At 37.4% G+C, this 24,794-nt stretch carries 22 protein-coding genes, 2 pseudogenes and 1 riboswitch; of the genes and pseudogenes, 19 read left to right on the forward strand and 5 right to left on the reverse strand.

Annotated features, from left to right (window positions below):
* Positions 1 to 108: 108 nt before the first annotated feature.
* The 7 genes from QFZ31_RS29080 to QFZ31_RS29110 all read left to right on the forward strand — a co-directional run bounded on the left by QFZ31_RS29080 (position 109) and on the right by QFZ31_RS29110 (position 3,819).
* Complete coding sequence (locus tag QFZ31_RS29080) at positions 109 to 1,767, forward strand: recombinase family protein (RefSeq protein ID WP_307309930.1); 1,659 nt, start codon at positions 109 to 111, stop codon at positions 1,765 to 1,767.
* A 25-nt stretch (positions 1,768 to 1,792) separates the two neighbouring features.
* Positions 1,793 to 2,002, forward strand: coding sequence for a hypothetical protein (locus QFZ31_RS29085; RefSeq protein WP_307309933.1), 210 nt, complete (start codon positions 1,793 to 1,795; stop codon positions 2,000 to 2,002).
* Positions 2,002 to 2,436, forward strand: a complete 435-nt coding sequence (gene comGD / locus QFZ31_RS29090) for a competence type IV pilus minor pilin ComGD (protein WP_307309935.1) — start codon at positions 2,002 to 2,004, stop codon at positions 2,434 to 2,436. The genes QFZ31_RS29085 and comGD overlap by 1 nt, the downstream gene beginning before the upstream one ends.
* On the forward strand, positions 2,420 to 2,758 hold the full coding sequence (locus QFZ31_RS29095) for a hypothetical protein (protein ID WP_307309937.1): 339 nt from the start codon (positions 2,420 to 2,422) through the stop codon (positions 2,756 to 2,758). Before comGD ends, QFZ31_RS29095 begins: the two co-directional genes overlap by 17 nt.
* Complete coding sequence (gene comGF / locus QFZ31_RS29100; RefSeq protein WP_307309939.1) at positions 2,706 to 3,182, forward strand: competence type IV pilus minor pilin ComGF; 477 nt, start codon at positions 2,706 to 2,708, stop codon at positions 3,180 to 3,182. The genes QFZ31_RS29095 and comGF overlap by 53 nt, the downstream gene beginning before the upstream one ends.
* The gene (gene comGG, locus QFZ31_RS29105; RefSeq protein WP_307309941.1) at positions 3,179 to 3,562 is read left to right on the forward strand and encodes a competence type IV pilus minor pilin ComGG; all 384 of its coding nucleotides are present in this window, start codon (positions 3,179 to 3,181) and stop codon (positions 3,560 to 3,562) included. The genes comGF and comGG overlap by 4 nt, the downstream gene beginning before the upstream one ends.
* Before the next feature lie 68 nt (positions 3,563 to 3,630).
* On the forward strand, positions 3,631 to 3,819 hold the full coding sequence (locus tag QFZ31_RS29110) for a YqzE family protein (RefSeq protein WP_063251304.1): 189 nt from the start codon (positions 3,631 to 3,633) through the stop codon (positions 3,817 to 3,819).
* Between the two features lie 33 nt (positions 3,820 to 3,852).
* On the opposite strand, the gene QFZ31_RS29115 is transcribed toward QFZ31_RS29110, so the two are convergent.
* The gene (locus QFZ31_RS29115) at positions 3,853 to 4,644 is read right to left on the reverse strand and encodes a YqhG family protein (RefSeq protein WP_307309944.1); all 792 of its coding nucleotides are present in this window, start codon (positions 4,642 to 4,644) and stop codon (positions 3,853 to 3,855) included.
* Positions 4,622 to 6,310 carry a DEAD/DEAH box helicase gene (locus QFZ31_RS29120; protein WP_307309947.1) on the reverse strand — a complete coding sequence of 563 codons (1,689 nt, stop codon included), beginning with the start codon at positions 6,308 to 6,310 and terminating at the stop codon, positions 4,622 to 4,624. The genes QFZ31_RS29115 and QFZ31_RS29120 overlap by 23 nt, the downstream gene beginning before the upstream one ends.
* Before the next feature lie 155 nt (positions 6,311 to 6,465).
* A riboswitch (glycine riboswitch) is annotated at positions 6,466 to 6,554 on the forward strand.
* Positions 6,555 to 6,741: 187 nt separating this feature from the next.
* Here QFZ31_RS29120 and gcvT point away from each other — a divergent pair.
* From gcvT to gcvPB, 3 genes are read left to right on the forward strand one after another with little or no spacing between them, the layout of a single operon-like run.
* Positions 6,742 to 7,845, forward strand: coding sequence for a glycine cleavage system aminomethyltransferase GcvT (gene gcvT / locus QFZ31_RS29125; protein WP_307309949.1), 1,104 nt, complete (start codon positions 6,742 to 6,744; stop codon positions 7,843 to 7,845).
* Between the two features lie 21 nt (positions 7,846 to 7,866).
* Complete coding sequence (gene gcvPA, locus QFZ31_RS29130; RefSeq protein ID WP_307309952.1) at positions 7,867 to 9,213, forward strand: aminomethyl-transferring glycine dehydrogenase subunit GcvPA; 1,347 nt, start codon at positions 7,867 to 7,869, stop codon at positions 9,211 to 9,213.
* On the forward strand, positions 9,206 to 10,666 hold the full coding sequence (gene gcvPB / locus QFZ31_RS29135; RefSeq protein ID WP_307309954.1) for an aminomethyl-transferring glycine dehydrogenase subunit GcvPB: 1,461 nt from the start codon (positions 9,206 to 9,208) through the stop codon (positions 10,664 to 10,666). Before gcvPA ends, gcvPB begins: the two co-directional genes overlap by 8 nt.
* A gap of 294 nt (positions 10,667 to 10,960) precedes the next feature.
* Here gcvPB and QFZ31_RS29140 read toward each other — a convergent pair whose 3' ends face one another.
* Positions 10,961 to 11,344 (reverse strand): rhodanese-like domain-containing protein, encoded by a 384-nt coding sequence (locus QFZ31_RS29140; protein ID WP_307309957.1) that lies wholly within the window; start codon positions 11,342 to 11,344, stop codon positions 10,961 to 10,963.
* A gap of 181 nt (positions 11,345 to 11,525) precedes the next feature.
* Here QFZ31_RS29140 and QFZ31_RS29145 point away from each other — a divergent pair, with 181 nt between their 5' ends.
* Entirely contained in the window at positions 11,526 to 12,362 is an 837-nt protein-coding gene (locus QFZ31_RS29145; protein WP_307309959.1) for a biotin/lipoate A/B protein ligase family protein, read from the forward strand.
* Positions 12,363 to 12,754: 392 nt separating this feature from the next.
* Here QFZ31_RS29145 and QFZ31_RS29150 read toward each other — a convergent pair whose 3' ends face one another.
* Positions 12,755 to 13,234 (reverse strand): SRPBCC family protein, encoded by a 480-nt coding sequence (locus tag QFZ31_RS29150; RefSeq protein WP_307309962.1) that lies wholly within the window; start codon positions 13,232 to 13,234, stop codon positions 12,755 to 12,757.
* Between the two features lie 380 nt (positions 13,235 to 13,614).
* Here QFZ31_RS29150 and QFZ31_RS29155 point away from each other — a divergent pair.
* Positions 13,615 to 15,576 (forward strand): annotated as a pseudogene (locus tag QFZ31_RS29155) (vitamin B12-dependent ribonucleotide reductase); the annotation flags it as partial.
* A 297-nt stretch (positions 15,577 to 15,873) separates the two neighbouring features.
* Positions 15,874 to 16,461, forward strand: a pseudogene (locus QFZ31_RS29160) (hypothetical protein); the annotation flags it as partial.
* Positions 16,462 to 16,501: 40 nt separating this feature from the next.
* Here QFZ31_RS29160 and chrA read toward each other — a convergent pair.
* A complete protein-coding gene (gene chrA / locus QFZ31_RS29165; protein WP_307309965.1) occupies positions 16,502 to 17,686 on the reverse strand; it encodes a chromate efflux transporter in 1,185 nt (394 codons plus the stop codon).
* Positions 17,687 to 17,965: 279 nt separating this feature from the next.
* On the opposite strand from chrA, the gene QFZ31_RS29170 reads away from it, so the two are divergent.
* From QFZ31_RS29170 to QFZ31_RS29195, 6 genes are all read left to right on the forward strand, one after another.
* Positions 17,966 to 18,781 carry a hypothetical protein gene (locus QFZ31_RS29170; RefSeq protein WP_307309970.1) on the forward strand — a complete coding sequence of 272 codons (816 nt, stop codon included), beginning with the start codon at positions 17,966 to 17,968 and terminating at the stop codon, positions 18,779 to 18,781.
* Between the two features lie 162 nt (positions 18,782 to 18,943).
* On the forward strand, positions 18,944 to 19,678 hold the full coding sequence (locus tag QFZ31_RS29175; protein WP_307309972.1) for a sulfite exporter TauE/SafE family protein: 735 nt from the start codon (positions 18,944 to 18,946) through the stop codon (positions 19,676 to 19,678).
* 175 nt (positions 19,679 to 19,853) lie between these two features.
* Positions 19,854 to 20,060 carry a copper chaperone CopZ gene (copZ, locus tag QFZ31_RS29180; RefSeq protein ID WP_307194491.1) on the forward strand — a complete coding sequence of 69 codons (207 nt, stop codon included), beginning with the start codon at positions 19,854 to 19,856 and terminating at the stop codon, positions 20,058 to 20,060.
* Positions 20,061 to 20,143: 83 nt separating this feature from the next.
* Positions 20,144 to 22,558 carry a heavy metal translocating P-type ATPase gene (locus QFZ31_RS29185; protein WP_307309974.1) on the forward strand — a complete coding sequence of 805 codons (2,415 nt, stop codon included), beginning with the start codon at positions 20,144 to 20,146 and terminating at the stop codon, positions 22,556 to 22,558.
* A 127-nt stretch (positions 22,559 to 22,685) separates the two neighbouring features.
* Positions 22,686 to 23,372 (forward strand): response regulator transcription factor, encoded by a 687-nt coding sequence (locus QFZ31_RS29190; RefSeq protein ID WP_307309977.1) that lies wholly within the window; start codon positions 22,686 to 22,688, stop codon positions 23,370 to 23,372.
* Positions 23,373 to 24,740 carry a sensor histidine kinase gene (locus QFZ31_RS29195; RefSeq protein WP_307309980.1) on the forward strand — a complete coding sequence of 456 codons (1,368 nt, stop codon included), beginning with the start codon at positions 23,373 to 23,375 and terminating at the stop codon, positions 24,738 to 24,740. It abuts the gene before it with no gap.
* The last annotated feature ends 54 nt before the right edge of the window (positions 24,741 to 24,794 follow it).

Below are 24,794 nucleotides of genomic sequence, written 5' to 3' on the forward strand. Positions count from 1 at the left end.
TATTAAGAGCGGCAGAAATTGTCGTTCTTTTTTTGTAATTATTTTCAAAAACCAATTCATCATTTAGTATAATAGTAGTAGCACAGGTCGTAATAGGGGTGAAAATTTTTGGATGTCGCTGTATACGCTAGGGTTAGTACTAAGCATGAAGAACAAATTTCTTCACTAAAAAATCAGAAGAAACACTATACTGAATATTGCATCGTTAATAAATATAATATGGTCAGATTATACGCTGATGAAGGGTTAAGTGCCACAAGTCCTAAACGGAAAGAATTTCTTGAAATGCTCTCGGATGCTGGATTAGATTTTGAAAAGGCAAAAAATTCAAATAAACTTAATTTTGATACTTCTGACCGAAAACCCAAATTCAACTTAATTATTACTAAGGATGTTTCTCGGTTTGCAAGAAATATTGATGCTATGGAAATTGCAAAATTATTAAGAGATAAAGGTGTTTTTGTCCTATTCGAAAATGCTGGATTTAGTACAGAAGATAATGATTGGGAATTAAGATTAAGCTTACTTTTAACTTTTTCCCAACAAGAAAGTATTGATCGATCAAAAAAAGTAGCATTTGCTTATAAGCAGCGTTCAATAAATGGCATTTATCATATGACTAAAAACCTTTACGGATACAGATATGATAAATTTACAAAAGAAACCTCAGTTGTTGAAGAAGAAGCTGAGATAGTAAGGAAAATGTTTGACTTATTTATTAATGATGGCTATGGAGTTAAAAATATTTCAAACTATCTCAACGAAAACAAAATTAAAACCCAAAACGGTAAAGAATGGGTAGGCGGCAATGTCAGAAGGTTACTAAGAAATGAAAAATACATTGGTCGGGTAATTCTGAATAAGTACACAAATAATGGTGTTACATCAACCAAAAAAAGAATAAAAAGACCTGAAAGCGAATGGGTTATTCTTGAAGATGCAATCCCAGCAATAATTGATATGGACACTTGGAATAAAACTCAAGAGATAATTCAAATAAGAGTTGGCAAGACAAAAGAAGGTAGCTTGACAGGATCAAGAAGGGTAAAAAACATCTTTTACAATAAATTATATTGTGGGAAATGTGGAAAATCTTTTGTTCGTGTAGTTACTACAAAACAAAGAAAACACGGTGAAATTAAGGAAATTAATTATATCTGTGCTAATAGAAGACAACGAAAAAGTTGTGACAACAAAATGTTAAGTCATAATGTGTTAGTTAGAAGAATTACTCACTTTGGACAGGCTGAACTTCAATTCGAACTTAAATCTAAAAGAGAAATGTATATAAGATTGATTAGTATGGAAAAGAAGACATTACAATTGAAATTAAAAATGTCTGAGAAAACAATTAATAATACAAAAGTAAAAATTCAGGAAATCGACAATGAGGTTGATAAATTATTAACTGCATTTTCTAAAAGTAGTTCCACAGTAGTATCAGTAATTGAAAAGAAAATTGAGCAATTAACAGAAACCAAATTTGTATTAAATCAAAAGTTACTCGAATACGATGTAATTTCAATAGAAAATGAAATTAAAAAGATTGATGATTCTTTGATAAATATGTCTGGTTCAATTAAAGAAGAATACTCCTTTGATGAAACATTACGATACTTGGGGAAAATTACTGTAAAGGATTCAGAGGTAGTATTTAATGTTGGTGCAAACATTAAATTAGAACCTAACCTAAATATTGATGTCAACAGATTTGATGACCTTTCTAATTTGGAAGAAATAGGGAAACGGATAGATGATGTATTATAGAAATAAAAATTAAGAATTACCTTACGTGAGTCGAATGATTGTCTTGCGTAAGGTATCTATTAGTAAAATGGTTCAAGCACAGGTGCAATCTTATATAATGGAAAAGAATAAGGTGCCAACAATGGAAAATTTAATTACGGATGGATATCTAATTAAAGATACTGGTTGTCCAAATGGAACAAAAAATGTACAGATTGATTCAGAAGGTAAAGTAACGGCAGTACCCACAACCTAATGCTCCGCAATCAAAAGGGATTTACCCTAATAGAATCGTTGATAGTTCTCTCCATCTTTCTAATCATCTCCTCGATAACTGCCTTTAGCATAAAGCCACAATACTATTCAGCAACTGATAAGACGTTTATTTCCCAATTAAAAGCGGACTTATATTATGGTCAGCAATATGCTATTGCTAATCAAATGGAAGTGAAAGTTATCTTCTATGAACATGAGCACATGTATCTCATCAGTACAGGTAATAAACAGCTAGTTGAAAGACATCATTCTCCAACGATTACTGTGACTCAAGGAACGATCCAATTAGTATTTAAATTTAACTCAAATGGTAATGTAGATAGATTCGGTACATTATATATTCGGACACAACAAAAAAACTACAGATTAACTCTTTTGATTGGAAAGGGACGGTTTTATGTTATGGAAGAATGATGGATTCTTTTTACTCGAGCTCTTATTATCATTATCTGCATGGTTTATGATGAGCATGTTTTTTATGCCGTTATTAATCGAATTATCCCATCAGTCTCAACAGCTTGTGAGGGATAAAAAGGCAGTGCAGTTTTTATTTGAAGAACTCCAAGCAAATTTAACAGAGGATAGAACAAACTCAAATTACTCGATATATCATAATGGAACAGAATATAAGATTTATTGGATTCAATCGTCAGAAATTGGACAAAAGGAGGTGTGTGTAAAAGTTGATAAAACTGCCTTCCTGCCAAAAACAGAGATTTGTAAAGTGGCAGAATGAAAAAGCCTTTACGCTCATTGAAGTGCTTTTTGCCTTTTCAATTTTTATGACTATAGTATTCTTCATGGTCCCTGTGTTTCATATCGTATTAGACAATAAGGATTCAAATGGAAGGCTTCAGGAAATGGAATGGGATGTTTTTTGCAGCCAGATTAAAAAAGAAATTCGTATTAGCTCAAAGGCCGAGGTGGTATCCGGGAGACTGGTATTAACGAATAATAATGAAAGTATTAATTACGAGAAATATGGAAGCAACTTAAGAAGACGTGTGAATTCTTCGGGGCATGAGACGTTACTGCAAAATGTAACCTCCGTCACTTTTACCAGGATTAATAACTCCATAAAAATTATCGTAAAAGATGTTTGGGGGAAAGAATACAATGTGGTAGTGCATTCTTATATACAATGGTTTCCGGCCGTATGAAAAATAACGAACATGGTTTTACATACCCATTAACGTTAGCGGTGCTTATCCTTTTTCTATTACTCTTCTCTTTTCGTGTAGAACAGCTGTTAACTGAAAGGAGGTTGGCTCATGAAACTAACCTAATTCTTCAGGAGGAATATTATTTTCATTCTTCGGTTAAAAAAGTTGAAGAAATTCTACAATCGGGCGGTGTAATTCCATTCAGAGGTACCTTTACCTATTTAAATGGGAACATAGTATTTCAAGCGGATATTCCAATTGGAGCTATACAGAAAATCAACTTCACTCTTAGAATAGATTCAGGTGAAACATTGGTGGGACGCGGTTTTTTCGATACTTCTTCAAAAAAAATGATAAAATGGGTCGAAATGAATTAAGAAAAACTGTTGTTTGAAAAATTAAAAAACGGACATACTTTTAGTGATGAATGAAGGCAGGTGTGTCCATGAAAACGAATGATTATGTAAAATATATGACTCAAACTCTTGTTAAATATGCGGACCAGCCAAAAGATGAAAGAAAACGGCTCCGGGAAGAGCGAAAACAAACAAGAGCGTCTTTTTGGTATCGCTGGTTCGGGATTCTTCCCTATATATTTTATATCGAAGTGAAAAACAGAAGAAGAAAAGAGTAAAGAAGCAGAGTCAAAATCTGCTTCTTTACTCTTTTACACAGCATTATCGGTTAAATAAAACAATCCGCCATTAATAAAAGAAATGTTTATTTTTGGTTCATATTGGTCTTGCAGGGCTTTTTTCTCTGTTTCATAACTTTCATTCTCTTCTTCTGCATCCTCGTAAAAATGATCTAGAAGACGTAAATCTTGTTCCCAGCGTCTTCGAGCATCCTCTGCCCAAGTATGATCATCTTCATTAATTACAGCTTTCAGATAGTTTTCGATTCTCGACATTCCGCTTTTTGGCTTAACCAGAGGTGAAAGTGTAAACGAATAATCCGGTATTTTCGGTGTCAGTTGGACATTCTGCAGTCGTTCATGAAAATCCTCAATCATTTGTCCATTAATGAGCTGCAAACCGATTGATTTATAAATATCCCGCTTCCGGTCGCATTGATACGAGATTTTAACATTCATACAAAGCCAAGGCATTAATGGAGTTTGTTGTTGACCATTACGGTGATTCTCATAAAGCCTGATATAGCTAGCCAGCTTTTTGGTTGATTGAAAAATTTGGTGCAGGCGAGGAGAACCGAAATGAACGGTTTCTCCCTTAATATGTTCAGGTGCTATTTGTGGGTTCGTAATAAACGTAAGCTTCATCGGATTTGGTATCCCGCCCGTTTTTTCTAGGTAATGCCAATAAAAAGGTCGGTTCATTAATTCCTTATCGAGTTCGATTGTTAATTGAACCGTTAAGTATCCTGGACCATTTTCTGTTATTTCACATTCATTAGCCTGAAAATAGCGTATCAGAAAGTTATGAATTTCCAGCTGCTGCATGTGAATCCTCCTTCTGCATATCTTTAGCTAAATCAATCATTGATGTAAGGTTTTCCATCTTAATCCGCATTTCTCCCTCAGAGCAGGATTGTCCAAAAATATCAATTAGATGATCTTCAATACTTCCAAAGTCTAACTTCGTTAAAATATCGTCTAAATCACCTATTACTTTTTCAAATAGTTCAATTTTTTCATATAGAAGCTTTAATATATGTTCTTCCACTGTGTTCTGGATTGCAAAATTGTAGATCATTACGTCCTTTTCTTGCCCAAGACGATGGATCCTCCCGATTCTTTGCTCCAATCTCATTGGATTCCATGGTAAATCGAAATTAATAATATGGTTACAGAATTGAAGGTTAATACCTTCACCACCAGCTTCTGTCGCGATAAGTACTTGTGCATGCTTTTGAAAAAGCTCGCGCATCCAATCTTTTTTACCTCGTTTAAAGCCCCCGCGGAACGGTACGGATGATATCCCGTTTTGTTTTAAATACCATTGGAGGTACATTTGGGTTGCTCTGTATTCGGTGAAAATAATAACCTTATCATCAATTTTTTGTATTAATTCTAAAGCCTTCTCCGCTTTAGAGTTGCTTGAAACAGCTTCTACTTTTGAAATTAAATTTTGAATCTGATCTTCAAATTCCTTCGTAGGGTTTTCTTTTTTCTGAAGCATGTTTTTAAGCGTATAAAAAACCGCCTCTCTACTGCTGCAAGCTTCCCTTTGTAAGGTCATTACCGAGAATGCACTTGTTTGGACCCAATCGCCTTCGCTCTTTAAATCAGTGATAGCTTGATACAATTCTTTTTCCTCGGGTGTAAATTCAATCGGAATCGTCTCAACATGTCTTTTAGTCCATTCAATACCTGTATCGGCACGTCTGTTTCGAATCATCACCTTATTAACGAGCTCTTTTAAATGCTCATTATCATTTAAGGAGCGTGCATCGCGTTTGTATTTATCGTAGAAGGCTGTTTCACTGCCTAAATGTCCAGGTTTTAATAGAGACACTAGGTTAAAGATTTCCCCAATTCGATTCTGAATAGGTGTAGCAGTTAAAAGCAGACAAAATTTCTTCTTCAGATTTTGAACAAACTCATAGTTTTTTGTCTTATTATTTTTAAGTTTGTGTGCTTCATCAATAATGATTAAATCGTAGTCCTGCTTATAGATAATATCCCGGTGAGGATCACGTTTTGCAGTATCTATTGACGAAACAACAACATCGCATTGTTCCCATACATAACTTTTCCTTTGAGAAACCGCAGGTATAAAAAATTTACTATTCAATTCATAAGCCCATTGGGTTACTAACGAAGCTGGGACAAGAATGAGAACCTTTTTTACAAGTCCACGAATCATGTATTCTTTTAAAATAAGACCAGCTTCTATCGTTTTTCCAAGCCCAACTTCATCAGCAAGAATGGCCTTTCCATTCATATTCTCAATAACTTGTTTTGCTGTTTCAAGTTGATGTGGAAGCGGCGTCAGATTAGGCAAATGATTAGGCGCTTGAAGGCCTTCAAATTCAGGGATAATAAGATGTTTTTCAACTCCGACTGCTAGTTTGAAAAGGTCCCAATTTCCCCATGGTCCATCGTGATCAATTCTATGTAAAAATTCATCCTGCCAGGAGGAATCAAATTCTATTTCAACAGTCATGGTTTCAGCTCCTTTATGCACAAAAATTTATTGCTCACCTTATGCTTTAATGGTAGGATGGTAATAGATTTGAATGTTTTAATTATTGCAATAAAATAAATTTTTTTCAGATGTATATTTTAGTATGACCCGAATGTGAAAATATTATAATGCGGATGATGACAAGGGGAGAGACTACAAATGTAGCGCCGAAGGAGCAAGCACAATGTGTGAATCTCTCAGGCAAAAGAACTCTTGTTTGACGCAGCTCTGGAGAGTGCTGACTAAAATGAGCAGCCACCAAAGGGGAAAGCCATCTAAGGTAAACTTTCAGGTGCAAGGACAGAGACCTTCTTTTTGTTAAAGGGAGGTCTCTGTCCTTTTTTGCTTTTTATGCACTGAATTTATGGAACAACAAATGAAAAACATCTTTAGTTGAAGGGGGATTAACGATGACTGAATTAAAACGGACACCGCTATTTGAAGTGTATAAAGAATATGGTGGAAAAACGATTGATTTTGGAGGCTGGGAGCTGCCTGTTCAATTCTCAAGCATCAAGGAAGAACATGAAGCAGTCCGCACAAAGGCTGGTTTATTTGATGTTTCGCATATGGGGGAAATCGAAGTAAAAGGACCAGATAGCTTAAACTACCTGCAAATGATGTTAACAAACGACATTTCAAAAATTAAAAATGGTGGAGCGCAATATAATGCCATGTGCTATGAAAATGGCGGCACTGTTGATGATCTTCTTGTTTATAAAATAGAAGATAATCATTATTTACTAGTTGTTAATGCTTCCAATATCGAAAAGGACTATAAATGGCTTGAGGACCATTTAGAGGGAAATGTTTCGATCGATAATTTGTCTGAAAAAATGGCTCAATTGGCGCTTCAAGGACCGCTGGCTGAAAAAGTACTTCAAAAGCTGGCAGGTGATACTGATCTAAGCACTATTGGATTCTTTAAGTTCCAACAGGAAGTAACGATTAATGGGAAAAACGCTCTGGTCTCACGAACTGGCTATACAGGTGAGGATGGCTTTGAGATATATTGTGATGCGTCAGACGCAGTAGAACTTTGGAAGGCGATTTTATCAGCTGGGCAAGAGGAAGGTGTCGTTCCTTGTGGTTTAGGCGCAAGGGATACTCTCAGATTTGAAGCAACTCTTGCGCTGTATGGCCAAGAATTGTCACCTGAAATTACTCCGCTTGAAGCTGGAATCGGCTTTGCAGTTAAGTTAAATAAAGAAGCCGATTTTATCGGCAAAGAAGTACTTAAACAGCAAAAGGAACAGGGAGCAGCAAGAAAATTAGTTGGAATTGAAATGATTGACCGTGGAATACCACGTCATGGCTACCCTGTCTATAAAGGTGAGGAACTAATTGGTGAAGTGACAACGGGAACGCAATCTCCATCCTTGAAAAAGAATATTGGACTTGTGCTAATTAAAGACCAATACGCCGGTCTTGAAACCGAAATTGAGGTTGAAATTCGCGGAAAACGCTTGAAGGCGAAAGTAGTACCAACACCTTTTTATAAACGACAAAAGTAAACACGAGGGGAGATTAGGTTTATGAAACATCGATATTTACCTATGACTGAAGCAGATAAAAAGGCAATGCTCGAAACAATTGGCGTTAACTCCGTTGATGAATTATTCAGCGATATTCCAGAAAAGGTTAGATTTAAAGGTGAATACAACATCAAAGCTGCAAAATCTGAGACTTCTTTGATGAAAGAACTATTCCAAATGGCTTCTCGTAATGCCGATTTAAAAACAAATGTATCCTTTCTAGGTGCAGGAGTTTATGACCACTATATGCCTGTAATCGTTGACCATGTTATTTCTCGCTCTGAATTTTATACAGCTTATACACCATATCAACCTGAAATTTCTCAAGGTGAACTCCAAGCGATTTTTGAGTTCCAGACGATGATTTGTGAGTTAACAGGAATGGATGTTGCGAACTCATCTATGTACGATGGCGGTACAGCTCTCGCTGAAGCTGCCATGTTAAGCGCAGGGCATACAAAACGGAAGAAAATCCTTGTTTCAAGTGCAGTTCACCCTGAATCAAAGGAAGTTCTTAAAACCTATGCAAAAGGTCAGTATATAGAAGTAATTGAAGTACCAGTTAATAATGGAATTACAGATATTGAAGCGTTAAAAGGATTGGCGAATGAAGAAATAGCAGCAGTTATCGTTCAGTATCCGAACTTCTTCGGACGAATTGAGCCATTAAAAGAACTAGAAGAAATCGTTCACGCCAACAAGTCACTATTTGTTGTTTCCTCAAACCCGCTTTCTCTTGGAGTATTAACACCTCCAGGTAAGTTAGGTGCTGACATTGTGATTGGTGACGCCCAGCCGTTTGGAATTCCTACTGCATTTGGCGGACCACATTGCGGTTATTTTGCAGTAACGAATAAGTTAATGCGTAAGGTACCTGGACGACTTGTCGGTCAGACTACAGATGATCAAGGACGTCGTGGATTTGTTTTAACACTACAGGCCCGTGAACAGCACATCCGTCGTGATAAAGCAACATCAAATATTTGTTCAAACCAAGCGTTAAATGCTTTGGCTGCGTCGGTTGCTATGACAGCCCTTGGTAAAAAAGGCGTACGTGAAATGGCAGTTGCTAACTTACAGAAGGCGCATTATGCAAAAAATGCATTTAAAGCTGCAGGCATTGAAGTTGTCTACGAAGGACACTCCTTCAATGAATTTGTTGTGAAATTAAACAAACCAGTGAAAGAGATCAACCAAGCCTTGTTACAAAAGGGCATCATTGGCGGTTACGATTTAGGACGTGACTATCCAGAACTTGCTAACCATATGCTGATTGCTGTAACAGAGCAAAGATCGAAGGAAGAAATCGATACTCTTGTGAAAGAAGTGGGGGATTTGCATGCATAACCAAGATCAGGCACTCATTTTTGAACTAAGTACACCAGGCAGAATTGGATACAGCCTCCCGGAAATGGATGTTCCCGAATTAGACCTTGAAAACCTTCTTCCTGAAGGATATTTACGCAGTGAGGAGCCAGAGCTTCCTGAGGTTTCTGAGCTTGATATTATGCGTCATTACACTGCGCTATCTAGAAGAAACCATGGGGTGGATTCAGGTTTCTACCCATTAGGCTCATGTACAATGAAATACAATCCAAAAATCAACGAAAATGTGGCGCGTTTTAACGGATTTGCTCATGTTCATCCACTTCAGGATGAAAGCTCTGTACAGGGTGCACTTGAACTGTTATATGATTTGCAGGAGCATTTAATTGAGATTACAGGAATGGATGAAGTAACATTACAGCCAGCTGCTGGTGCTCATGGGGAATGGACTGGATTGATGATGATTCGTGCTTACCATGAAGCAAACGGAGATTTGAAGCGAACAAAGGTTATTGTACCTGATTCTGCACATGGAACAAACCCTGCTTCTGCAACCGTTGCAGGACTAGAAACCATCACTGTAAAATCAAATGAGAATGGTCTTGTTGACCTTGATGATTTAAGAAGAGTAGTTGGGGAAGATACAGCTGCTTTAATGTTAACTAACCCAAATACCCTTGGACTTTTTGAGGAAAACATTGTAGAAATGGCTGAAATTGTTCACGCTGCCGGCGGTAAGCTTTATTATGATGGTGCAAACTTAAATGCGGTACTATCAAAAGCTAGACCGGGGGATATGGGATTTGATGTGGTTCACTTAAATCTTCATAAAACCTTTACGGGTCCACATGGCGGCGGAGGGCCAGGTTCAGGTCCTGTTGGTGTAAAAGCAGACCTTATTCCGTTTTTACCGAAACCTGTGATTTCGAAGCGCGGTGAAGAGTTTGTATTTGATTATGACCGTCCACAATCAATCGGTCGCGTGAAGCCTTACTATGGTAACTTTGGTATCAATGTTCGAGCCTATACTTACATTCGTTCAATGGGACCAGATGGCTTAAAAGCGGTAACTGAATATGCTGTATTAAATGCAAATTATATGATGAGAAGACTTGCAGAGTATTATGATCTTCCATTTGATAAGCATTGCAAACATGAATTTGTTTTAAGCGGAAGAAGACAGAAGAAATTAGGTGTCCGTACGTTGGATATCGCAAAACGCCTGCTTGATTTTGGCTACCATCCGCCAACCATCTACTTCCCATTAAATGTTGAAGAATGTATTATGATCGAGCCGACTGAAACAGAGTCTAAAGAAACGCTAGATTCATTCGTTGACATTATGATTCAAATTGCCAAAGAGGCAGAGGAGAATCCAGAAATCGTTCAAGAAGCGCCGCATACCACTGTAGTAGGCCGTATGGACGAAGCAACCGCTGCGCGTAAACCAATCTTAAAATACCAAAAGGCTTAAAGATTTTAGGTCAGATTCAGTTTGCTGAATCTGACCTTTTGGTTTTTGGGGAAGTGGAATGTGCCGGTAAATTAATGGGAACAGAAATAGAGGAACAATTTAGGGGATATTGTTCCCGTAAATCATGGGGGGCGAAAATAGGGGAACAATCAAGGGAGAATTGTGCCGGTAAATTACACAGGATGAAAATAGGGGGAACAATCAGAGTGGTATTGCCCATAAATCACGCGGGATGGAATTAGGGGAACAATCAGATCAAAAAAAGGACTTCCCATATGGAAAGTCCACAACATTTTATTTCTTAGTTTTTACTTTCCCAGACCATTTTTTGAACCCGCCTTGAAGCTGGGTTAAATCCTTGTACCCTTTACGGTGTAAAAATTGTGCGGCACGGGCGCTGCGCATGCCATTTTGGTCATATAAATAAACAGGTAAATCCGGACGAAGCTCCTTCATTCGCATTCTCATTTGTGACATTGGAATATTACGGGCTCCTAGAATATGACCTGCTTCGAATTCGTTCGGTTCACGAACATCGATTAATTGTGCTTTTCGATAACCGGCACGAAACTCCTCTTCCGTTACCGTTTTAACAATCCTTTTTTGATAAAAATAGGTGAAAACAGAATAAGCCGCAACTGCCACGATGATGATAAGTAGGACATAAAGTGAATTCAATTTCGATTGCTCCTTTCAAGCATGGTACACTATGTTTTATTATATAAGCCAATCACGGAAAGATAAAGAATAAACGACAAAAAACTTCAAATTCATTATGCCTAAAACATCTGGTTTTGAATTCATCTCAGATTTTGGTAGACTAAAATAAGAGTAAACTACATAAAGATGAGGTTTTTATATGAACAAAGAGGTTTGGCGTTTTATAGATTCTGGTAATTGTTCTCCATCCTTTAACATGGCGTTGGATGAGGCATTACTTGATTGGCATAGTGAAGGGAAATTTCCGCCCGTTATCCGCTTCTACGGCTGGGATCCAGCGACTCTATCAATTGGATATTTCCAAAAGGTTGAAAAGGAAATCGACCTAGAGGCAGTAAAAGCCCATGAGTTAGGGTTCGTTAGAAGACCGACTGGAGGCCGCGGTGTGCTCCATGAGCATGAACTTACATATAGTGTGATTGTATCGGAAGATCACCCAGAAATGCCTACAACGGTAACAGAGGCCTATCGTGTTATATCAGAAGGAATTTTAAAAGGATTTCATCAGCTGGGATTAGAAGCTTATTTTGCTGTCCCTAGAACAGATGAGGAGCGAAGTGCACTGAAGAATCCTCGTTCAGCAGTATGTTTTGACGCACCAAGTTGGTATGAACTTGTGGTCGAAGGTCGTAAAGTAGCAGGAAGTGCACAAACCCGCCAAAAGGGGGTAATCCTCCAACACGGGTCGATTTTATTAGATTTAGACGAGGATAAGCTGTTCAGTTTATTTAAATATCCGAGTGAGAGAGTAAAGGATAGGATGAAATCAGCTTTTAAAAGTAAGGCAGTTGCCATTAATGAAATCAGTTCAAGAAAAATTACGTTAGAGGAAGCAAAAGAAGCCTTCTATAAAGGATTTGCAGAGGGTCTTAATATCGAACTACAACCCTATCAATTAACCGAAGAAGAACTTGCATACGTCAATAAAATAGCTAAAGAGCGATATGAAAGTGATGAGTGGAACTTTAAACGATAGGTTATGGAGCCTATAAAGAAAAGTAATTAGATAGAACTAGCTTCATGAAGGGTTCATGAAGCCCCAAAAGAAGAGTATACAGATAGAACGGTCCTCATGAAGAGTTTATGAAGCCCCAAAAGAAGAGTATACAGATAGAATGGTCCTCATGAAGAGTTTATGAAGCCCTAATAGAAGATTATTCAGATAGATTGGTCCTCATGAAGGGTTCATGAAGCCCTAAAAGAAGAATTTTCAGATAGAACGGTCCTCATAAAGGGTTCATGAAGCCCAAAAAGATGCGTAACCGGAGAGAACGGGCCTCATGACTATGCGTTTATAATATAAAAATAAATCCAAAATTAATGATAGCAAAAAAGGCGGACTCAGTATTATTGAGTCCGCCTGAGTTATTATTGTCGAGTTACTCTCTCTATTTCTGTAACATATTTTTCATACCAGATTTTCCATTCCTCTTTACGATCAATGGCCCTACCATCCAGTAATGCTTCGATGACATCTAAACATACATGCCAGCCAGCAAGGTCTCTTGGGGTATGGTCCGTAATGGTATTTATTTTTTCTATTAGGCGCAGTACACATCCATTTGATACTTCAGTTAATTCGAATCGAACGGTATCTACCCACCAGGAGAATTCCAAAACAGAATTTATTTTTAAGTCTAGGATAGAAAGTTCATCAAATGTTCCATCCCCCATATCAAATTTAATTACCCCGCCTTTACGAAGTTCGTCTATATGTAATTCTGAGAACCATTTTGGCAGTTTTTTATTGTCCGTTAAATAAGACCATATCTCTTCAACTGAATGGTTAAGATGGCGTTCATATGTGGCAGTATAGCCGTTTTCAACTTTTTCAATATGTGCTATCATCTATTTTTTCCTCCTCTTTTTGGCTTATTAATTAAGTATACCTTTTTTAATATTCTTGATAATCAATATATCTCCTTTATAGCTTTAAATTTTCCTCTATTTAAAAATCGCAACCTGCGAAATTTGTTAAATTTTCCTGTATTTTGCCGAAATTTAATAGATATCTTATCTATTCTCTAATTTCTAGTTTATTTTGAGTTTGACAAAGTTTATATTTTTTGCCTTAAATACAATATGTAGTGGTGTCGAAAATATTTTCGGTACTATATATTGATTTGTTGTATCTACCTATGTTAACTTATTTATATCGAGTCAGCTAGATATAGCATAACTTACTAGAATCTCATACAAGATATAGAATTTTTGAAGGAGTTGTTCTCATGTCTGTAGTTTTTAGACAAAAAATGAATATTGATTTTGAAAGGTTGAATGAGGATATCCACTTATTCCCCCAAGTGCACCCGGTTACCCCAGATATGAAAATAACTCATAAGGGTGTTTCACGATTGGTCATGTTGGACCGGTACACCTTCAAAGACACTGCAAAAATCACCCTAACGAATGGCGACTTTGTTGTTCTCACTATAAAAGAAGATCCAAAATTCCCAGCACGCGGTCTTGGATACATCATGGAGATTGATTGGGAGAGTAAAAAAGCAAAGGTTTTAGTAGAAGAGGAATTTAGAGCTGTCCTAGATGACCCTGAGGAATCGGCAACAGGATTGATTTGGCGCTCGCTAGATGTAATTGAGAAGCCTCTAGAATTGTTTTATGAGCAGATTGCTAAGAGAAATGCAACCGGTCTTGCTTCAGTTGAGGAAACAGAAGAGAAGCGAATTGAGTGGTTTGAAAAGTTTTACAATGAGCTAGTATCAATGAATTTCATTCCAGCGGGTCGCGTCCTTTATGGGGCAGGAGCAGAAACAGATGTAACGTTCTTTAACTGTTATGTAATGCCTTTTGTTCCAGACTCACGTGAAGGGATCTCAGATCACCGTAAACAGGTAATGGAAATCATGAGTCGCGGCGGCGGTGTAGGAACAAATGGATCTACATTACGACCACGAAACACCTTGGCAAGAGGAGTAAATGGTAAATCATCTGGATCGGTATCATGGTTAGATGATATTGCGAAACTAACACATCTTGTTGAACAAGGTGGGTCGCGCAGGGGTGCGCAGATGATTATGTTAGCGGACTGGCATCCAGACGTGATTGAATTTATTATTTCAAAAATGCAAAACCCTAGAATTCTAAGGTTTTTGATTGAAAATACGAATGATGAAACTATTAAGAAACATGCTAAGGACAAACTAAAATTAACACCGCTAACTGCCCAAGAGAGAGCCATGTATCAGGGAATTGTTAACTATAAACAAATTCCAGGCTTAGGTGGCTTCGGTGAAGACATCATTGCAGAGGCTGAAGAAAAGCTTCAAACTGGTGGTAACTATACCGTTCATAATCCAGAATTCTTAACTGGTGCGAACATCTCTATATGTTTAACGAAAGAATTCATGGAAGCTGTTGAAAATGATAGTGAATATGAGCTTCGTTTCCCACATGTTGAAATCTACAATAAAGAGGAAATGAAGATTTACAATGAAGAATGGCATAAAGTAGGAGACGTTCGCGAATGGGAAAAGCTTGGACACAAAGTGCGAGTTTATAAGAAAATTAAAGCAAAAGAGCTTTGGAACCTTATAAACATTTGCGCAACTTACTCGGCTGAGCCAGGAATATTCTTCATCGACAACGCCAACGACATGACAAATGCCAAAGCATATGGACAACAAGTCGTAGCAACAAACCCTTGTGGGGAGCAACCTCTGGCACCATTTTCTGTTTGTAACCTTGCAGCTGTTAATCTTGCGGAAATGGCTGATAAGGAAACGAAAACAGTAGATTTTGAGAAGTTAAAGAAAACAGTAGCAGTTGGCGTTAGAATGCAGGATAACGTTATCAATGCTACACCATACTTCCTTGAAGAAAATAAAAAGCAGGCTCTTGGTGAACGCCGTGTAGGTCTTGGCGTAATGGGCTTGCATGATATGCTAATCTATTGTGAAACGATGTACGGCTCAGAAGAAGGTAATAAACTTGTTGATCAAGTTTTTGAAGTAATTGCAACTACTGCATATAAGACATCAATAGAACTTGCAAAAGAAAAGGGAAGTTTCCCATTCTTAAATGGTGAAACACGCGAAGAAACAAACCGTTTACGTCAAGCATTTATTGATACAGGATATATGAAAAAAATGCCTGAAGATGTTCGTCAATCTATATTAGAAAACGGAATAAGAAATTCACATTTGCTAACTGTTGCTCCAACGGGTAAAGTAATTGCCCCCAGTGTTCGTAAGAGCGCTGCGTAAACTTAGCTATATGCGGGAAACCCTGGCGTATCTCTTACTACCTTTGTCTTGCCAACAAGTAATCGGGTAAAAATGTAAGAGTGTTGGCTTATTGCCTACCAGACAATCCGCAGGGAAGTCGTGGCTGACCCTTCAACGACTACATGCTGAGCAACCAAAAATTATGGTTGATGATATAGTCTGACCCATATGGCGACATATGGAGCGGGTACTAATATTCCCGCCCTCTATAAAAATATATGGAGAGTAACAAAAGTGAGTACTGGAACAATGGTTGGTGTATCAACTGGATTAGAGCCTTATTTCTCATTCTCTTATTTCCGAAGCGGACGTCTAGGGAAATTTATCGAAGTGAAAGCTGATATCGTTCAAGAATACCTTGATAAGCACCCCGAAGCAGATGCAGATAATCTTCCAAGCTGGTTTGTTGCAGCGATGGAGCTTGCACCTGAAGCACATGCAGATGTTCAATGTGTTATTCAGCGTTGGATTGATAGTTCTATCAGTAAAACTGTAAATGCTCCTCAAGGATATAGTGTTGAACAAGTGGAAAAAGTGTATGAGCGTCTTTACAAAGGCGGAGCAAAGGGTGGTACAGTCTATGTAGATGGATCACGTGATTCACAAGTCCTTACCCTTAAAGCAGAAGAAAACGAGATCCCAACATTCACAGAAAAAACGAAACAACACGTAGTACTTGTTGATACCATTAGTGACCTTCGTTCAACAGATGTAACGATTGGTTCTGAAGTTGGAAACACTTGTCCAGTGTGCCGTAAAGGTAAAGTAAAAGAAATTGGCGGCTGTAATACATGTTCTAATTGTGGTACACAGCTAAAGTGTGGTTTATAAAAATGTAAAATGAGGATGTCCTTAGGGCATCCTCATTTTTTTACACAATTAAACTAAGTAAGTACCCTCCAATAACCCCAGTAACCACAATCACCCAAGGCGGCAGCTTCCAATAGGCTAGCATGCTAAACAATAGTGCCGCAAAGGCAAAATCTATAGGCGCTAAAATAGTACTAGTCCAAGTTGGATCATAAAAAGCAGAAATCAGTATTCCTACAACTGCTGCATTGACACCCATTACTGCTCCTGATATTTTAGGATTCCGATTTATACTGACCCAAAACGGTAATGTCCCTAACACCAATAAAAACGCAGGAAGAAAGATTGCAAAGGTTGCCAGTAATCCACCTGCCCATCCATCCACAACAGCACCTAAATAGGCTGCAAAGGTAAACAGCGGTCCAGGTACTGCCTGTGCAGCCCCATATCCAGCTAGGAACGCTTCCTTACTGAGCCAGCCACTTGGAACAAACTCTCGTTCCAATAATGGTAAAACTACATGTCCGCCGCCAAACACTAATGAACCTGAGCGATAAAAACTATCAAACATCGCCACCCAGCTAGAAGCAGTTAACTCTTTTAAAATAGGAAGGACAATCAATAATCCAAAAAATAAACCTAAACACATAACCCCGAATCCTCGGGTAAGTGGGACCTGTATAGCAGAGGGAGAATCTTCCTTTTTCCCCTTATAGATAATAAAACCTGCGACAGCAGCAATTAGGATTACACTTACCTGGGTATATGCTGTTTGCCATAATAGCGTACATATTAAAGCGAGTAAGGCAATAGCTTTTCGGGATAAATCAGGAGTTAACTTTTGTGCCATCCCCCATATCGCATGAGCCACAACGGCAACTGCTACAATTTTTAATCCGTGAATCCAGCCAGCATTTGCGATATCCATTCCTTTTAGAATAAGGGCAAAAAGGATCAGCATGACGACAGAAGGGGTGGTAAAACCAACAAATGCTAAAATTCCTCCTAATAAACCGCCGCGCATTATACCTATCCCTATTCCTACCTGGCTGCTGGCCGGACCAGGTAAAAATTGGCATAGTGCAACTAAATTTGCATAAGCCTGTTCGTCCAGCCATTTTCTTCTTCGAACATACTCATCATGAAAATATCCTAAATGTGCAATAGGACCGCCAAATGAAGTTAATCCAAGTTTTGTTGAAACCATTAGGATTTCAAGAAGTAAAGAAAGTTTACTTTGTTTCATAAATCCCCCTTTTGAGCTACACGTTTATTAAAGATAAGTTTATCTGTTTGTTTTGAAATAATCATTTAAAAGGGCACCATTAAATGTTAAAAATATGTAAATCCCTCTTTACATACTATACCAGGGTATAATATAATCTTTTCATCAGATAGTTAACAACATCTTCATGTTGGTTTTTCCAAAAGATAAATTAAGGTTTGTTAAGAACGTGCTTTCGATTGAGCACGCTCTCTTTTTCAAAAAAATATACCCTATATAGGTATTAAGGAGTGAGTTTGAATGAAGAAATGGACTATTTCTGCATTAGTTTACCTGTTTGTAATAGTAGGAGGATACTATGTCCTTCCTTCTTTTGCAGAAACAGAAACTCATAATGAAACAAAGGCAGTTCACAAACAAGAACCACAAGCATCCCACGATCAAGAGCATAAAGAAGATGGTAATAACCACGATGGTGAAAGTGAAGTCATTCCAAACATTCAAGTTGAAAATGGAGAATTGATCATTACATTGAAGGATTTAGAAGGAAACCCTGTATCAGATTTAGAAGTGAATCACGAAAAATTGATGCATTTAATTGTTGTCAGTACGGATTTAAAAGAGTATCAACATTTACATCCTCAAACAAACGAGCCTGGAGTCTTCAAAGTACCTCATTCATTACCAGCTGGGGATTATAAAGCATTTGTTGATATCAAACCAACAGGCAAAACATATGTGACATCCCCGATTTCATTCATGGCAGGAGAAAGTCATAACGAACATGAGAAAGATTCTCTAACCGTTGACACCGAACTAATAAAGGAAACTGGAGGTCACACAGTTAAACTGCTTCCAAGTGCATTAAAAGTAAATGAGGACATCCAACTTAAATTTGATTTAACTGGGGATACCCCAGAACAGTATCTTGGAGCACTAGGACATGTCGTAATACTGGATGAAAGAGGAGAAAATTACGTTCACGTTCATCCACTTGAAGGTAATGAGCCTGTATTTGCTACAAAATTCTCAGAACCAGGGATATATAAGATTTGGGCAGAGTTTAAGTTTAACGGACAAGTATACGTTTATCCATACGTTGTAGAAATTAAATAGACTATAGAAAGCACCGATACTTCACGGTGCTTTTGTAATGAAAATCGTCGTAAAAGTGTCAAAAACTCTTCATACGTTCAACATAATATCTCATTACAATTGTTATAGTATTAACTTAGTAAATAGTCAGTTTTTATCATCCATGAAAAATAAGGTGATGCTATGTACAATCTCATGAGTCAATTTAGTTCTTCTGTTAGCAAACCGTTTTTTATCATCGCTAATAACTTGGAGTCATTACCATTCGTTTTTGCCCTGCTTTTGGGGATAGTGGGAGCATTGGCACCATGTCAGCTTACCGGAAACATCAGTGCCTTAACACTGTATGGTAACCGCTCCTTTCAACAGAAAATTGTTTGGAAGGACGTTATCTTTTTCACATTAGGCAAAATCGCAGCCTTCTCATTATTAGGTGGGTTGGTATGGATATTAGGAAGAGAAATTCAAGATAGTCTAATTTCTTATTTTCCTTGGATTCGCAAAATTATGGGTCCACTGCTGATCATTGTAGGTTTGTATATGGTAGGAGTGATAAAACTTCGAGGAACAATCAATTTATTTAAAGGATCAAAAGATTACCAACAGGAAACTCCAATTGGTTCATTTATGCTTGGTTTCAGTTTTTCGCTCGCCTTTTGTCCAACGATGTTTATTCTGTTTTTTGTTACTTTAATGCCGATTGTCTTGTCCAGTTCCTACGGCTTTATCCTGCCATCGATATTTGCTATTGGTACTGCACTGCCTTTAATCCTATTTATTTTGATTATTTGGTACTTAGGCGGAGGCGGATTACTAATGAAAAAGGGGAGAAAGATTGGAGCTTCCATTCAAAGAGTTTCGGGGGTATTGATCATCTTGTTAGGCATATTTGACTCTTTAACCTATTGGTCCTTGTAACATAACTCTTGGATAAAAATATTCATTTATGAACAAAATGTGAAAGTTGGAAAAGAATCAATTAAACGATAAAAAATACTTTACATAGGGTAGGGGGGTATGGTTAAATATAGTTAAGAACCTTACCTCTTTAACAAGGTTAAAAAAAGTGTTAATTACGAAAGGGTGTATATAAATGGAAAAAGTTACTTTGAACGTACAAGGAATGTCTTGCGATCATTGTGTAAAAGCAGTTGAAGGCAGTGTGGGTGAACTAAATGGAGTAAGCTCTGTAAAAGTTAATTTAAAAGCTAATACAGTTGACGTTGAATATAACAACCAAGAAGTGTCACTAGATAAAATTAAAGAAACAATTGATGATCAAGGTTACGACGTAGAATAATTAGGCAAAGACACGTGCTACTGAAATAGCACGTTCTTTTTAAAATAAAATATACCCACAAGGGGTATAAAGGGGTGATTTTTATGTCTCAAGCTTTAAAAGAAACCAATTTACAAATCTCTGGAATGACCTGTGCTGCGTGCGCCTTAAGGATTGAAAAGGGATTAAATAAATTAGAAGGTGTAGAAAACGCAACTGTAAATCTAGCCTTAGAAAAATCTGCTATTAAATACGATCCACAAAAATTAAAGGTCGAGGATATTGAAAAAAAGATAAGAGACCTTGGTTATGACGTGGTTACCGAAAAAGCGGAGTTTGATATTACTGGAATGACCTGTGCTGCGTGTTCAACAAGAATTGAAAAAGGCTTAAATAAACTAGATGGTGTTGTTAAGGCCAATGTGAATCTTGCGCTCGAAAAGGCGACCGTGGAATACAATGGGTCTGTTTTAACACCAGGTGACATTATTAACAAAGTTGAAAAGCTGGGATATGGAGCACATATAAAAGAAGACGTAAAGGAAACAACTGACCACCGTCAACAGGAAATTAAAAAGCAAACAGGCAAATTTATTTTTGCAGCGATTTTGTCCCTTCCTTTATTATGGGCCATGGTTGGACATTTTACATTTACATCTTTTATTTGGGTTCCGGAAGCGTTTATGAATCCATGGGTGCAGCTGGCATTAGCTACACCTGTTCAATTTATTATTGGTTCCCAGTTTTACATCGGTGCTTATAAAGCGCTTAGAAATAAGAGTGCAAATATGGATGTACTGGTTGCTTTAGGTACATCCGCAGCTTATTTTTACAGTTTGTATTTATCAATCATGTCTCTTATGGAAGAAGCCCATGGAGTGGAGCTTTATTATGAAACAAGTTCCATTTTAATTACCTTAATTATTTTAGGGAAGCTTTTTGAAGCGAAAGCAAAAGGCCGGTCTTCAGAAGCAATCAAAAAATTAATGGGTCTTCAAGCTAAGAACGCCACAGTGGAAAGAGATGGGCAAGAATTAGAAATTCCGCTTGAGCAAGTAGTTGTTGGAGATATCCTCCTGATAAAGCCGGGTGAAAAAATTCCTGTAGACGGTAAAATTATTGAGGGAACTTCAGCCATCGATGAGTCTATGCTTACAGGAGAAAGTGTTCCTGTTGATAAGTCTGCAGGTGATGATGTTATTGGAGCGACACTTAACAAAAATGGTTTCTTAAAGGTTGAGGCAAAAAAGGTCGGCAGAGATACAGCACTAGCGCAAATTATCAAAGTGGTCGAAGAAGCACAAGGTTCTAAGGCACCAATCCAACGACTTGCCGATCAAATATCTGGTGTATTTGTACCCATCGTGGTGGTAATCGCCGTTCTTACTTTTATTATCTGGTTTGTGTGGGTTGCCCCAGGAAACTTTGGTGAGGCATTAGAAAAAATGATTGCTGTTCTTGTTATTGCTTGTCCATGTGCATTGGGATTAGCAACCCCAACGTCGATTATGGCTGGATCGGGAAGGGCAGCAGAATTTGGGATTCTCTTTAAGGGTGGGGAGCATTTAGAAATGACCCACCGAATCACAACTGTTGTACTTGATAAAACAGGGACAGTAACAAATGGTACACCTGTTTTAACGGATGTAATCACAGACACAATGTTTAACGAGGAAGAATTCTTATCATTGATTGGATCTGCTGAAAAGCAATCGGAGCACCCGTTAGCACAAGCCATTGTCCAAGGAATAAAAGATAAAGGGATTCCTTTTAAAGATGTTACTGAATTTGAAGCGATCCCTGGCTTTGGAATTAAAGCAATGGTTAATGGTAGAGAATTATTAGTTGGAACAAGAAAATTGATGAATAAATTTAATGTTGATGCTGCTGCCGCTTTCGTAAAAATGGATGAATTAGAAAGGGCAGGAAAGACAGCCATGCTTGCAGCAATCAACGGGCAATATGTAGGCACTGTTGCTGTCGCTGATACGATTAAGGATACCTCAAAGGGTGCGATTAAACGCCTTAAAACCATGGGACTTGATGTCATTATGATTACTGGTGATAACCAGCAGACTGCATTAGCGATTGCCAAAGAAGCTGGAATAGAACATATCATTGCGGAAGTTCTTCCAGAGGGCAAGGCAGCTGAAATTAAGAAATTACAAGCCCAAGGAAAGAAAGTAGCGATGGTAGGTGATGGGATAAACGATGCCCCGGCGCTGGCGGTTGCTGACATCGGGATGGCCATTGGAACCGGAACAGACGTGGCGATGGAAGCTGCAGATATCACCCTTATTCGCGGGGATTTAAATAGTATTGCAGATGCCATTTACATGAGTAAAAAGACGATCACGAATATAAAACAAAATCTTTTCTGGGCACTCGCCTATAATTCACTGGGAATACCATTCGCCGTACTTGGTTTCTTAGCACCTTGGCTAGCCGGAGCTGCAATGGCATTCAGTTCTGTATCGGTTGTCCTTAATGCGTTACGATTACAAAAAGTAAAACTATAGATGTGAAACTTCATGATAATACAAAAAGGCTGACACATAATTGTCAGCCTTTTTCACATTTATCACTATCTGTAACTATTATACTTAAATTATAAGGATTCTAATTTTATAAGCCGGGTGAAATAAGATGAATCATATTTTACTGATTGAAGACGAGCAAAGTGTATCAACTGTTATTAAAGGATACTTGGAAAAGGAAGGATATAAAGTTTCTAGCGCAAAAAGCGGATTAAAAGGGCTGGATGTGTGTAATACCGCAGATTTTAAATTAATTATACTAGATTTGATGCTTCCAGATATTAGCGGTGAAGAAGTTTGTAAAATAATCCGTCAAACATCGGATGTCCATATCTTTATGCTCACAGCAAAAGGATCATTAAATGACAAAATAGAAGGATTAAATATAGGTGCGGATGAATACTTGATAAAGCCGTTTAGTCCAAGAGAACTAACTGCTAGAGTAAATGCTTTATTCAGGAGAATAGGTTCTAAATTTCCTTCATCAAAGGTTATTTTTGATGATGGTTATTTATTAATTGATTGTGATAAAAGAGCAGTTCGCATACTAGAACAAGATATTCCGTTTACACCAAATGAGTTTGATATTATTTGTGCCCTCGTCACCGCAAAAGGGAATGTATTATCTAGAGAACAATTGATTGATAAAATCTTTGGCGTAGATTTTAACGGGTACGATCGGACGATTGATGTCCATATAAAAAATATCCGTAAAAAGATTGAAAAAGACACGAAGAACCCTAAATATATTGTTACGGTAATGAAAGCTGGCTATAAATTTGGCGGTGAGAAGTAGGTGCAAACAATTAATAGAAGATTGAGTCTGTTGTTGGTCCTATCCACGGTGGCCGCTATCCTACTAGTTACCATTTTTGTTAATCTGACGGTTTCCAATAAATTTAACGAATACATGATTGATATTCAAAACAAGAGGTATGAAAGAATCGTTTCCTATTTTGAGGAAGCATATAGAAGGGAAGGGAAATGGTCCTCGGATACAGGGATTGAATTAATGCACGAGGCTTATATGGGGAATTATTGTTTGACCCTTTTAGATAGCAGTAAAGAGGCAGTCTGGGGAATGGATCCAGATGACTTACAAACTCAAATTCATATCGGGGAAATGTCAGGACATGATAGTGGCGTTTATACGACGAAAACGTTTGAAATAAAAGCGAATGGTAAAATAGTTGGGTTTATTGATATTGGACAGTATTCGTCAGTGCTTCTATCAGAGGAAGATTTAACCTTTAAATCTTCTATAAACAAAAGCATTATTGCCAGTGGTACCCTTGCGCTAATTATCATCATTAGCTTGAGTCTGTACTTCTCAAAGCAATTTTCTACTCCCATTCGGGCAGTAGCAAACATGTCTGTCCGCTTATCTCAAGGAAACTTTGATACCTTATCGAATTTAAAAAGTAATATTACAGAGTTAGAGGATTTAAGGAAAAGTGTGAATATTCTTGCAGGTAAATTAAAACACCAGGACACTCTTAGAAAAAGGTTAGTATCAGATATTACGCATGAGATTAGAACTCCTTTAAACGTGTTACAAAATAATCTTGAAGCGATGATTGATGGTGTATTACCTGTTACAAATGAGGGATTAAATTATTTAAATGAGGAAGTCATTCGTTTTGGAAAATTAATAAATGACTTAAATTTTTTAAAAGAGTTTGAATCTGAAGGTATCAAGATTAATTATGAATCTATATACCTTGATCATCTAATTTCAGAGATTTGTAAGGACTTCTATAGGGCTGCTCAAAATAAAAATTGTACGATTCAATTTGAAATCGCCCCGGATGAATACAAAATCAACGCGGATAAAGACAAAATGAAACAGGTGATTATAAACTTATTATCAAACGCACTTAAATTTTCAGATAGTAATGGGACGATTTTGATTAAACTTTATAAGGAAAAAAACACGATTATTATGGAAGTGATAGATGATGGGATTGGTATTAAGCAGGAAGATTTACCATTTATTTTTGAAAGGCTATATAGAGGAGATAAGAGTAGAAGTCAAATTGAAGGAAATGGTATCGGTTTAACGATTGTTAAGAATATCCTTGAGCTTCACAATGCGTTGATTAAGGTAGAAAGTGAAGAAGGTGTAGGAACTAAAGTAAAAGTCTATTTTAATTCAACAAAATAACCCCAATCTCATCGCAGCTGCCGCCATGAGTTTAAGCTCCGTATCAGTATGATT

It is taken from the genome of Neobacillus niacini (assembly GCF_030817595.1).
Taxonomy (GTDB): domain Bacteria; phylum Bacillota; class Bacilli; order Bacillales; family Cytobacillaceae; genus Neobacillus; species Neobacillus niacini_G.

Bases quoted from the DNA above. Each gene is read 5' to 3' on its own strand.
- comGD (WP_307309935.1), top strand. From the start codon at position 2,002: ATGCTCCGCAATCAAAAGGGATTTACCCTAATAGAATCGTTGATAGTT.
- QFZ31_RS29095 (WP_307309937.1), top strand. From the start codon at position 2,420: ATGTTATGGAAGAATGATGGATTCTTTTTACTCGAGCTCTTATTATCA.
- comGG (WP_307309941.1), top strand. From the start codon at position 3,179: ATGAAAAATAACGAACATGGTTTTACATACCCATTAACGTTAGCGGTG.
- QFZ31_RS29110 (WP_063251304.1), top strand. From the start codon at position 3,631: ATGAAAACGAATGATTATGTAAAATATATGACTCAAACTCTTGTTAAA.
- QFZ31_RS29115 (WP_307309944.1), bottom strand. From the start codon at position 4,644: ATGCAGCAGCTGGAAATTCATAACTTTCTGATACGCTATTTTCAGGCT.
- QFZ31_RS29120 (WP_307309947.1), bottom strand. From the start codon at position 6,310: ATGACTGTTGAAATAGAATTTGATTCCTCCTGGCAGGATGAATTTTTA.
- gcvT (WP_307309949.1), top strand. From the start codon at position 6,742: ATGACTGAATTAAAACGGACACCGCTATTTGAAGTGTATAAAGAATAT.
- gcvPA (WP_307309952.1), top strand. From the start codon at position 7,867: ATGAAACATCGATATTTACCTATGACTGAAGCAGATAAAAAGGCAATG.
- gcvPB (WP_307309954.1), top strand. From the start codon at position 9,206: ATGCATAACCAAGATCAGGCACTCATTTTTGAACTAAGTACACCAGGC.
- QFZ31_RS29145 (WP_307309959.1), top strand. From the start codon at position 11,526: ATGAACAAAGAGGTTTGGCGTTTTATAGATTCTGGTAATTGTTCTCCA.
- QFZ31_RS29150 (WP_307309962.1), bottom strand. From the start codon at position 13,234: ATGATAGCACATATTGAAAAAGTTGAAAACGGCTATACTGCCACATAT.
- chrA (WP_307309965.1), bottom strand. From the start codon at position 17,686: ATGAAACAAAGTAAACTTTCTTTACTTCTTGAAATCCTAATGGTTTCA.
- QFZ31_RS29170 (WP_307309970.1), top strand. From the start codon at position 17,966: ATGAAGAAATGGACTATTTCTGCATTAGTTTACCTGTTTGTAATAGTA.
- QFZ31_RS29175 (WP_307309972.1), top strand. From the start codon at position 18,944: ATGTACAATCTCATGAGTCAATTTAGTTCTTCTGTTAGCAAACCGTTT.
- copZ (WP_307194491.1), top strand. From the start codon at position 19,854: ATGGAAAAAGTTACTTTGAACGTACAAGGAATGTCTTGCGATCATTGT.
- QFZ31_RS29185 (WP_307309974.1), top strand. From the start codon at position 20,144: ATGTCTCAAGCTTTAAAAGAAACCAATTTACAAATCTCTGGAATGACC.
- QFZ31_RS29190 (WP_307309977.1), top strand. From the start codon at position 22,686: ATGAATCATATTTTACTGATTGAAGACGAGCAAAGTGTATCAACTGTT.